At 69.6% G+C, this 9,835-nt stretch carries 8 protein-coding genes; 2 read left to right on the top strand and 6 right to left on the bottom strand.

Annotated elements, in window-relative coordinates:
- Positions 1-388: 388 nt before the first annotated feature.
- A complete protein-coding gene (locus OC490_RS47265; protein ID WP_262064242.1) occupies positions 389-1,396 on the bottom strand; it encodes a stage II sporulation protein M in 1,008 nt (335 codons plus the stop codon).
- A 128-nt stretch (positions 1,397-1,524) separates the two neighbouring features.
- Between OC490_RS47265 and OC490_RS47260 the strand changes: the two genes are divergently transcribed.
- Positions 1,525-2,604: an RDD family protein gene (locus OC490_RS47260; protein WP_262064241.1), complete on the top strand. Its 1,080-nt coding sequence runs from the start codon at positions 1,525-1,527 to the stop codon at positions 2,602-2,604.
- An 87-nt stretch (positions 2,605-2,691) separates the two neighbouring features.
- Here the strand turns inward: OC490_RS47260 and OC490_RS47255 are convergent, their stop codons facing one another.
- Both OC490_RS47255 and ahcY read right to left on the bottom strand, forming a co-directional pair.
- Entirely contained in the window at positions 2,692-3,306 is a 615-nt protein-coding gene (locus OC490_RS47255; protein WP_262064240.1) for a hypothetical protein, read from the bottom strand.
- A gap of 163 nt (positions 3,307-3,469) precedes the next feature.
- The gene (gene ahcY, locus OC490_RS47250; RefSeq protein ID WP_262064239.1) at positions 3,470-4,927 is read right to left on the bottom strand and encodes an adenosylhomocysteinase; all 1,458 of its coding nucleotides are present in this window, start codon (positions 4,925-4,927) and stop codon (positions 3,470-3,472) included.
- A 586-nt stretch (positions 4,928-5,513) separates the two neighbouring features.
- Between ahcY and lepB the strand changes: the two genes are divergently transcribed.
- Positions 5,514-6,203 (top strand): signal peptidase I, encoded by a 690-nt coding sequence (lepB, locus tag OC490_RS47245; RefSeq protein WP_315986736.1) that lies wholly within the window; start codon positions 5,514-5,516, stop codon positions 6,201-6,203.
- Positions 6,204-6,268: 65 nt separating this feature from the next.
- Here lepB and OC490_RS47240 read toward each other — a convergent pair whose 3' ends face one another.
- From OC490_RS47240 to OC490_RS47230, 3 genes are all read right to left on the bottom strand, one after another.
- Positions 6,269-7,249, bottom strand: a complete 981-nt coding sequence (locus OC490_RS47240; protein ID WP_262064238.1) for a cation diffusion facilitator family transporter — start codon at positions 7,247-7,249, stop codon at positions 6,269-6,271.
- Positions 7,250-7,434: 185 nt separating this feature from the next.
- The gene (gene manA, locus OC490_RS47235; protein WP_262064237.1) at positions 7,435-8,586 is read right to left on the bottom strand and encodes a mannose-6-phosphate isomerase, class I; all 1,152 of its coding nucleotides are present in this window, start codon (positions 8,584-8,586) and stop codon (positions 7,435-7,437) included.
- Positions 8,587-8,695: 109 nt separating this feature from the next.
- The gene (locus tag OC490_RS47230; protein WP_262064236.1) at positions 8,696-9,823 is read right to left on the bottom strand and encodes an SIS domain-containing protein; all 1,128 of its coding nucleotides are present in this window, start codon (positions 9,821-9,823) and stop codon (positions 8,696-8,698) included.
- Positions 9,824-9,835: the final 12 nt, after the last annotated feature.

Raw genomic sequence — 9,835 nt, 5'->3', positions numbered from 1 at the left:
CTCAAGGAACGGACGCTTCCTTTGTACTCACCCTCTCGGGCTTTCCTCCGGGCTTTTCCCTTCGGTCTTGCGTTTCCGACTCTATCAGACCGTTTCCGGTCCCGATTTCCTCGGTGCTTTCCAGGTTCCCGCTTCCGCGTTTCCCTTTCCGGCGACTCCGACTTTATCAGAAGTTCCGGGCCGTACTTACCGGCCGCTCTTTTCCGATTCATCGGGAGTGTGGCTTCTTTGGAATCGAAGTTCCCAGAAGCAGACAGACACTCGCTGTTGCCGACCGGACCAGATCCAGTTCTAGGCAACTGTTCGAATCTACCTCCCCGACCGGTCCGTGTCAACGGCTCCTTTGGGGCGAAGAGGAGACTAGCAGCTCAGCGGGAGTGCCTGCACATCAGGCAGCCGTAGGGACGGTTGAGCTGCGTTCGGATGCCTCGACGTCGCCTGTCTCACCGGCGCGTACGGCACGACCGCCCAGGACGTAGACGTACGACAGGAAGGCTCCCTCGGCGATGATGCCGATGCCGACGCGGGCCCAGGTGGGGAGGCCCGACGGGGTGACGAAGCCTTCGATGGCGCCGGAGACGAACAGGACCAGGGCCAGGCCGATGGCCATGCCCACGGCTGCTCGGCCCTCTTCGGCGAGGGCTGTGCGGCGCGAGCGTGGGCCGGGGTCGATGAGGGTCCAGCCGAGGCGCATGCCCGTACCCGCCGCTACGAATACTGCTGTCAGTTCGAGCAGGCCGTGCGGGAGGATCAGGCCGAGGAACGTGTCGAGCCGACCGGCCGACGACATCAGGCCGATGCCGACTCCGAGGTTGAGCATGTTCTCGAAGAGGATCCAGAGGACCGGTAGGCCCAGGAAGATTCCCAGGACCAGGCACATCGCGGCGGCCTGGGCGTTGTTCGTCCACACCTGCGCCGAGAAGGCAGCTGCCGGATGGCTGGAGTAGTAGGTCTCGTACTCGCCGCCGGGACGGGTGAGTCGGCGCAGTTCACTCGGGGCCGCGATGGAGGACTGCACCTCGGGGTGGGTGCCTATCCACCAGCCCAGGAGGATCGCAACGACCGTGGACAGAAGTGCGGTGGGGACCCACCAGTGGCGTGCTCGGTACACCGCGGCCGGAAAACTGTGCCCCAGGAAGTGCGTGACATCACGCCAGGAGGCACGCCGGGTTCCTGTCACGGCACTACGCGCGCGTGCCACGAGTTGGCTGAGCCGGCCGGTGAGCTGAGGGTCGGGGGCACTGGACTGGACCAAGGAGAGATGGGTCGCCGTCCGCTGGTAGAGAGCGACGAGTTCGTCGGCCTCGGCGCCGTTGAGGCGACGCTGGCGGCGGAGCAGCGCGTCGAGGCGGTCCCACTCGGCTCGGTGGGCCGAGACGAAGACGTCGAGGTCCATCTGGTTGCCTGCTCCTCGGCTGCTCGTCGACTACTCGTTGGGGATCAGCTCGTCGTACTGGGGCACGATGCGCCCTCAGCTTGGCAGACTGGCTGTTCCAGGGGCAGGGCAGGGGAAGGGCGGCAGGCGTGAGTGAGCTGGTGACGGGCGAGGCGGTGGCGCTGGAGTTGCGCCCCGCGAGGCTGCCCAGCAGGGCGCTGGCGGTGTTGCTCGATCTGATCGTGGCCATGGCCGCCTACATCGGTGTGAGCGTGGCTTTGATGTTCTCCACGGCCTCTTTGGACAACGCGGCGCAGATCGCGCTGTCGATCGCGGCCTTCGTGCTGGTCCTGGTCGGAGCGCCCATAGCGGTGGAGACGCTGAGCCATGGGCGTTCGCTCGGGAAGCTGGCGTTCGGGCTGCGAGTGGTGCGGGACGACGGCGGGCCAATCCGGTTCCGGCACGCGCTGGTGCGGGGTGCGATCGGTGTGATCGAGATCCTGATGACGTTCGGGACCGTCGCCTGTATCGCCTCGCTCGTTTCGGCGCGTGGTCGGCGACTCGGGGATGTGTTCGCAGGCACTTTGGTCGTACGGGAAAGGGTGCCCGCCGGACAGACATCCTTCGTGCCGCCTCCACCGATTTGGCTGACGGGACGTTTCGCCGAGCTTGATCTGTCCGCCGTTCCCGATGGGTTGTGGCTGGCCATTCGGCAGTACCTGACGCGGATGCAGCAGTTGGACCCGCAGGTGGGTTGGGCCATGGCCGAGCGGCTTGCCACGGATCTCGTGGCCCGTACGGGAGCCCCGGCGCCGCAGGGTGTTCCGCCGTCCGCGTATCTGGCGGCGGTGGTGCAGGAGCGGCAGGAGCGGGACATGCGGCGGGCCTTCGGGAACCGTGGGGCGGGCGCCTATTCGCCGTCCCAGCCGTTCGGGGGCGCATCGGCCGGCGGGTTCAGGCCTGGGACCGGTGTGCCTGGCGCCTTCGGGAACGCGGCGCTTCAGCCGTCGTCGGCTCCACAGCAGCCTTCGGCTCCCCCTCAGACTTCCGGTTCTGCTCCCGCGCCTGCTCCCTTTGGCTGGTCGGCCCCAGCCGCTCCCCCTTCGCCCTCCGCGAGCGGCACGGGAGCCGATCCGGTCCCGTCGGCGCCCGGCCCGCAGCCCCCGGCGCTGCAGAAGGCATCCCCCGCCGAGCCTCGGCCCTCCAGCGGATTCGCGCCGCCCGCCTGAATCTGCCGACCGCGCCTCCTCACCGGTCAGACTCACCGGGGCCGGACCGGAATCCCTTCCCCCTCGGCCGGCGGGGAACGGCGTCGCTCAGCCGAAGACGGCCGGCGGCGACTCCAGCTCCTCCAGCTCGATACCGGGTGCCGCGAGCACGACATCGCCGGCGATGTGTACGGCGTGCTGCTCGCCCGTGTCCAGGGCTGTGACCTGGTATTCGTCCACGGTCAGAGGGCCGTTGTCAGTGCCGTGTGTTTCTCTTTTCAGCAGAGCCCAGGACTGGTCCACGGTGCGTGGGGCGAGGACCGGGTCCGTGAAGGCGACCAGACGGACACGGGCCGCGGCGGAGGAAGGGGTGAGGCGCAGGAGACGGGTGGTGGCGATGAGGAACGCGGGGGAGGTGCCGGTGAAGGCGTGGGCGCGGACATTGCCTTCGGCGGCATCAGTGCCGGTGGGGTCGGTGCGGACCCAGGTGACGCCGTCGAGGGCGGCGCCGCGCACCTGCCAGTTCGCCGCGTGGAGTTCGAGGCGGATGGGGCGGCCGAGTTCGTCGAGCGTGAGGTCGACGGAGCCGTGGTGATCGCCGGAGGGGGTGGTGAGTTGGGAGACGTAGCGCCAGCCGGACGGGCCGGGGGCGCACTGGAAGTGCTCGTCTGCGAGGGGGGTGTGATCGTGCGGATCGTGGAGCGAATAACGGCCGCGGGGCATCGGAGTCCTGGGTCTTGACGGGCCGGTCCGGCCGAAGGAGCCAAAGGGGCAGGCCCCCGGCACGGGGGTGCGGGGGCCTGCCTCGGAGGATCTGCTGCTGAGGACCTGTCGCTGATAACCGCGTCAGTGCACGGACGCGGTCACAGCGGTCGGGGTCGTCGGCTCAGTAGCGGTAGTGGTCCGACTTGTACGGGCCATCGACCTCTACGCCGATGTACGAGGCCTGCTCGGGGCGGAGCGTGGTCAGCTTCACGCCGAGCGCGTCCAGGTGGAGGCGGGCGACCTTCTCGTCGAGGTGCTTGGGCAGCACGTAGACGTCGGTCGGGTACTCCTCGGGCTTGGTGAACAGCTCGATCTGGGCCAGGGTCTGGTCCGCGAAGGAGTTGGACATCACGAACGAGGGGTGGCCGGTGGCGTTGCCCAGGTTCAGCAGGCGGCCCTCGGACAGCACGATGAGGACCTTGCCGTCGGGGAACTTCCAGGTGTGGACCTGCGGCTTGACCTCGTCCTTGACGATGCCCGGGATCTTCGCCAGGCCGGCCATGTCGATCTCGTTGTCGAAGTGACCGATGTTGCCGACAATCGCCTGGTGCTTCATCTTGGCCATGTCCGCGGCCATGATGATGTCCTTGTTGCCGGTCGTGGTGATGAAGATGTCGCCCTTGTCGACAACCTCGTCCAGCGTCGTGACCTGGTAGCCGTCCATCGCCGCCTGCAGCGCGCAGATCGGGTCGATCTCGGTGACGATCACGCGGGCGCCCTGTCCGCGCAGGGACTCCGCGCAGCCCTTGCCCACGTCGCCGTAGCCGAGGACGACCGCGGTCTTGCCGCCGATGAGGACGTCGGTGGCACGGTTGATGCCGTCGATGAGGGAGTGGCGGCAGCCGTACTTGTTGTCGAACTTCGACTTGGTGACGGCGTCGTTCACGTTGATCGCCGGGAACAGGAGGGTGCCGTCGCGGTGCATCTCGTAGAGACGGTGGACGCCGGTCGTGGTCTCCTCGGTCACGCCGCGGATCTCCGAGGCGAGCTGGGTCCACTTCTGCGAGCCGTCGGTGATGGTGCGCTGCAGGACCTGGAGGACGACGCGGTGCTCGTCGGACTCGGCGGTGTCGAGGGAGGGGACCTTGCCGTCCTTCTCGTACTCGACGCCCTTGTGGACGAGCATGGTGGCGTCGCCGCCGTCGTCCAGGATCATGTTCGGGCCGCCGGTGGGGGTGTTCGGCCAGGTCAGCGCCTGCTCCGTGCACCACCAGTACTCCTCCAGGGTCTCGCCCTTCCAGGCGAAGACCGGGATGCCCTGGGGGTTCTCGGGCGTGCCGTTCGGGCCGACCGCGATGGCGGCGGCGGCGTGGTCCTGGGTGGAGAAGATGTTGCAGGACACCCAGCGGACCTCGGCGCCCAGGGCGACCAGGGTCTCGATCAGGACGGCGGTCTGCACAGTCATGTGCAGCGAGCCCATGATCCGGGCGCCGGCCAGCGGCTGGCTGGCGGCGAACTCCCTGCGGATCGACATCAGGCCGGGCATCTCGTGCTCGGCGAGGGTGATCTCCTTGCGGCCGAACTCGGCCAGGGAGAGATCGGCGACCTTGAAGTCCTGTCGGTTGTCGACAGTCGTCATTGCGAGGTACTCCTCGGGGTTGGGGCGAGGTGGGTACGGCTGGTCTGCGCGGCGGCGGACACAGGGGTGCCCCAAGGAGGACACAGGCATGCCCGCGTACGCGCAGCGCAGTCCGTCGGAGGCCCTCTCTCCCTCGGCCGGTCCGCGGTGGGACCGCCCGACCGCCATCAGCAGCGACGTCTGGCTCCGTCCCAAGTTACACCGGTAGGACCGGCGGTCCCCAGTCCGCTCCGGACAGTTCAAGCCGAACCGAGCGGGCGCCCGCCGTCGGAGCGGGCCTCCGGGAGCGCGCCAACGGGGTGCGTACGCACGTCGGACGGAAGGGCGTGGACGCAGGCGATCAGGGATGTTCGCGTCTTTGAGTCGGGCAGCGGATGTGGCGGGATCCTCAACGACAACGATGTCGGCACCGCCGACGGCAAGATCATCAGGCGGTATGGCCGCAGCAGCAACCGTGCCCAGCGTCCTGGGGGAAGTCGGTCAAGCGAAGTCGGTCAGCGGTGGTCGGCTCGTGGCTGTGGCGGGTCTCGGGTCCGCACAGTCCGTTCACAGACGCCCGCTACCCTCTGCGCCGCGGAAGTGCCGCATGGGGAGGGAAACGATGTCGGGCAAGGGGCGGGGACTTGGGGTCGCGGCTGTGGTCGTGGGGCTGTTGGGGGTGGTGCTGGCGCTCGGCTCCTTCGTGTACGCGCGGAACTCTTACGGGAGTTCCACCATCAGCAGCCAGAGCATGGCGCCGACGTACAAGCCGGGTGACCGGATCATCTTCGAGAAGGTGGGCGGCGACGAGGTGCACCACGGTGATGTGGTGCTGTTCTCGGCGCCGGACCGCTATGGGTTCACGGCGAATGTGATGCAGCGGGTCGTCGGGGTGGGCGGCGACGAAGTGGTGTGCTGCACGGGCTCGGGCACGGGTGCGCGGATCACCGTGAACGGAAAACCGCTGTCGGAGCCGTATGTCGCGCGAGGTGATGTCGACGGTGTGCACAAGACGTACGACGTGAAGGTCCCGAAGGGGCGGCTGTTCCTGCTCGGTGACAACCGTGCGAACGCGATGGACTCGCGTTTCTTCGCGAGCGATCACGACGGGACGGTGGCCGAGTCCGCCGTCCGGGGGCGGGTGACCGACGACCGTACGAGTGCTGTCGGCATCGGATCGACCGTCATCGGCGGAGTCGTCCTCGCCCTGGTCGGGATCGGCCTGGGCATCGCCGCGTTCGTCGTACGGCGGCGGAGGGCGGCCCCGGTGGCGCCGTGGCCCGTGCAGCAGGGGTAGCCGGATGGGGAGGCCCGTCGAATGTCCCGGCGGGCTCTGTTGCGTAGGCGTAGGCGCCGGGGAAGTCAGTGCTCGGCGGGGTGCTGGGCCGGGCCGCCGGGGGTGGCTTCGCGGTCGGGGCCCTTGGTGGCTTCGGACTCGCTGTAGATGTCGGGTTCGAGATAGATGACGCGGGCGATCGGGACGGCCTCGCGGATGCGGGACTCGGCGGCGTTGATCGCGGTGGCGACCTCGGTGGCCGTGTCGTCGTGCTGGACGGCGATCTTGGCGGCGACGAGCAGTTCCTCGGGACCGAGGTGGAGGGTGCGCATGTGGATGATGCCGGTGACGGTGTGGCCGTCGACGATGGCGGCCTCGATCTTCTGCACGTCCTCGATGCCGGCGGACTCGCCGAGCAGCAGGGACTTGGTCTCGGCGGCCAGAACCAGGGCGATCAGAATCAGCAGGATGCCGATGCAGAGGGTGCCGATGCCGTCCCAGATGCCGTCGCCGGTGAGCAGAGCGAGGCCGACGCCGCCGAGGGCGAGGACCAGGCCGATGAGCGCGCCGAAGTCCTCCAGGAGGACGACCGGCAGCTCGGGGGCCTTGGCGCGGCGGATGAACTGCGACCAGGAGTGTGTGCCGCGGAGTTCGTTCGACTCCTTGATGGCCGTGCGGAACGAGAAGCCCTCGGCGATGATCGCGAAGACGAGGACGCCCACCGGCCAGTACCAGTGCTCGATGTCGTGGGGGTGCTTGATCTTCTCGTAGCCCTCGTAGACGGCGAACATGCCGCCGACGGAGAAGAGGACGATCGAGACGAGGAAGGCGTAGATGTAGCGCTCGCGGCCGTAGCCGAAGGGGTGCTGGGGGGTGGCTTCGCGCTGGGCCTTCTTGCCGCCGATCAGGAGCAGTGCCTGGTTGCCGGAGTCGGCGAGGGAGTGGACGCCCTCGGCGAGCATCGAGGACGAGCCGCTGAAGGCGAACGCCACGAACTTCGATGCCGCGATCGCGAGGTTGGCGCCGAGTGCCGCCACGATCGCCCTGGTGCCGCCTGACGCGCTCATGTGTTCGCGGTGTCCCTTCGCCTTCGTACGTCTGTGCCGGACGGTCCAGGTCGGATGTCCACATCGGACGTCTGCCCCGGACGTCTGCCCGGATGGGTCGTCCGGCCGTCTTTGCCCGTCCTTTGCCGGTGGGCCATTCTTGCAGCCCTGCCCGGCGACGGCGCGTCAGGTATCCACAGGCCCGGTCATACGATCACAGTGGCCCGGAAGATCGTGCCGACTCCGGACACCTCGGCCTTGTCGCCTGCCGGGACGAACACCGACTGGCCGGGGGCGAGTTCGAACTCGCCCGCCGTCACCGCACCGGCCGTGCAGAGCAGGATCTGCGGGGTGTCGAGGGTGAGGTCGTGGACGCCTGTGCCCGCCGGGAGGACGTACCGGGACAGCCGGAACTCGTCGATGGGGGTCTCGTAGACCTCCTCGCCGTCGGGGGACGCCTCGGGGCGCAGCACTCCGGGGTCGCTCGCCTCGAAGCGGACGACTCGCAGGAGTTCCGGGACGTCGACGTGCTTGGGGGTGAGGCCGCAGCGCAGGACGTTGTCGGAGTTGGCCATGATCTCGACGCCGAGCCCGTTGAGGTACGCGTGCGGGATACCGGCGCCGAGGAACAGGGCCTCGCCGGGCTGGAGTCGGACGTGGTTCAGGAGCATGGCCGCGATGACGCCGGGGTCGCCCGGGTAGTGGTGGGCGATGTCGGCGTAGGGCGCGTAGTCGCCGCCGAGGCGGGTGCAGGCGGTGGCCGCCGCGGTGACCGTGTGGCGCATGTCCTCGGGGTCGGCGGTGAGGATCGCCGTGAGGACCTCGCGCAGGGCGGCTTCCTCGGGGTGCGCGTGCAGGAGGTCGACGTACGGCTTCAGGGAGTCGACGCCCAGGCCCGCGAGCAGGTCGGCGGCGCGCAGCGGGTCGCGGAAGCCGCACAGGCCGTCGAACTCCGTGAGCGCGCAGATCAGTTCGGGCTTGTGGTTGGCGTCCTTGTAGTTGCGGTAGGGGGCGTCCACGGGGATGCCCCGGCGCTCCTCGTCGGCGTAACCCTCCTTCGCCTGCGCCAGGTTGGGGTGCACCTGGAGGGAGAGCGGGGCGCCGGCGGCGAGGATCTTCAGCAGGAACGGCAGCCGGGGGCCGAACTTCGCGGCGGCCTCCTCGCCCAACTCCTGCTCCGGGGCCGCCTCGACGACCTCGACGAGCGTCCCGCGCGCGGTGCGCGAAGGTGCCCCCGGGTGCGCGCCCATCCACATCTCCGCCTGCGGTTCGCCGCTCGGCTCCACGCCGAGCAGCTTGGGGATGGCGGTGGTCGAACCCCAGGCATAGGGGCGGACGGTGTTGTCGAGGCGGTCCATGTGGCTCTCTACCGGTTCTCTCTGCGTACGACCCGAGGACGACCTGGGTACGACGTGGCTTCGCGCCTCGTACGACGGTGTACGGCGGCTCAGGGCTTCGACGACAAGATCAGGCGCCGGAGGCGAGCGCCAGGTAAACGGCGGCGAAATCCGTCATGGCGATCAGCTCCGCGAGGGTCTCCAACTCGCCGCCGTCCTCGGGCTCCAGCTCGCTGATCGGCGTGTCGTGGCTGAGGGCCAGGTCACGGGCGGTGGGCGCGGCGGTGAGGCCGCCGATCGGACGGTCCCGGAGCAGCACCACGCGTGCGTGCAGCGCGGGCGCCTCGTCGACGCGGTCGCGGAAGAAGTCGTCCGGGTCGGCGCTCGCGGCGAGCGGGCCGGCCAGCAGGGCGTTGTGCTCGGCGAGTGCCTCGGGCAGTTCGGAGACCAGGGCGGGGCGGCCGGCCAACTCCGCGAGCGCGGCGGCGAATCGGCGGCCGGCCGGACCGGCCGACGCGCCCTCCGTCCAGATCACCGGGAGCGAGTCGGCGAGTTCGGAGGCGAGGGTCTTCGCGGGGTTGCTGTACGTCGCGACGGCGGGCCCGCAGCGCTCGGCGACCTGGTCGAGGCGGTCGGCGACCTTCTCCAGGGCCTCCGGCGGCGCGCTGAGCAGCCCGGTGCGGTCCAGGATCGCGAGCAGCGGGGTGAGCAGCGCCCAGAGGACTCCGGGGGCGGAGGCAGCCAACGGCTCGTCGTGCTCGTACGGTGCGGTCGCCATCGGTACGAAGAGGCCGTGGGCGCCGTCCACCGCCTCCGTGAGGGGGCTGCGGGACGGGGCCACGGCGACGACGGTGCAGCCGCGGCGGTAGGCCTGCTCGGCGAGCAGGGCCAGGCCGGGTTCGCTGCCGTCCGGGGTGGTGATCAGCAGCAGGTCCACGGAGCCCGCCCAGCCCGGGAGTTCCCAGCGCAGGGCGCCGGCCGCGGGGGCGACGCCGGTGGGTGTCAGGCGGGTGACGGGGCTGCTGGCGCCGGCGAGCTTGCCGAGCAGGTCGGCGACGCAGGTGGCGGCGGCGCCGGGGCCCGCGATCAGGATGGCACGCGGGCGGCCGTCCGGTTTCAGGTCGTTCACACCGGCCTCGGCGGCGTGCCGGGCGGCTGTGCGCACCCGGGCACCGGCTTCGGCGGCACCGCGGAGCAGGGCTCGGCGGTCGGCCTCGGTCAGCGCGTCCGGGGAGTCGAGCAGCGATTCGTCGAGCATGGGCGGCGGCCT

Source organism: Streptomyces sp. STR69, from assembly GCF_024519455.1.
Lineage (GTDB): Bacteria > Actinomycetota > Actinomycetes > Streptomycetales > Streptomycetaceae > Streptomyces.
Note: the sequence above shows the minus strand (reverse complement) of the source record. Positions and strands in the feature narration are given on the sequence as shown.

What these genes read in the sequence shown, in the direction of transcription:
- lepB (WP_315986736.1), top strand. Translation starts at nt 5,514, where the DNA reads ATGGGGAGGGAAACGATGTCGGGCAAGGGGCGGGGACTTGGGGTCGCG.
- ahcY (WP_262064239.1), bottom strand. Translation starts at nt 4,927, where the DNA reads ATGACGACTGTCGACAACCGACAGGACTTCAAGGTCGCCGATCTCTCC.
- OC490_RS47240 (WP_262064238.1), bottom strand. Translation starts at nt 7,249, where the DNA reads ATGAGCGCGTCAGGCGGCACCAGGGCGATCGTGGCGGCACTCGGCGCC.
- manA (WP_262064237.1), bottom strand. Translation starts at nt 8,586, where the DNA reads ATGGACCGCCTCGACAACACCGTCCGCCCCTATGCCTGGGGTTCGACC.
- OC490_RS47265 (WP_262064242.1), bottom strand. Translation starts at nt 1,396, where the DNA reads ATGGACCTCGACGTCTTCGTCTCGGCCCACCGAGCCGAGTGGGACCGC.
- OC490_RS47230 (WP_262064236.1), bottom strand. Translation starts at nt 9,823, where the DNA reads ATGCTCGACGAATCGCTGCTCGACTCCCCGGACGCGCTGACCGAGGCC.
- OC490_RS47255 (WP_262064240.1), bottom strand. Translation starts at nt 3,306, where the DNA reads ATGCCCCGCGGCCGTTATTCGCTCCACGATCCGCACGATCACACCCCC.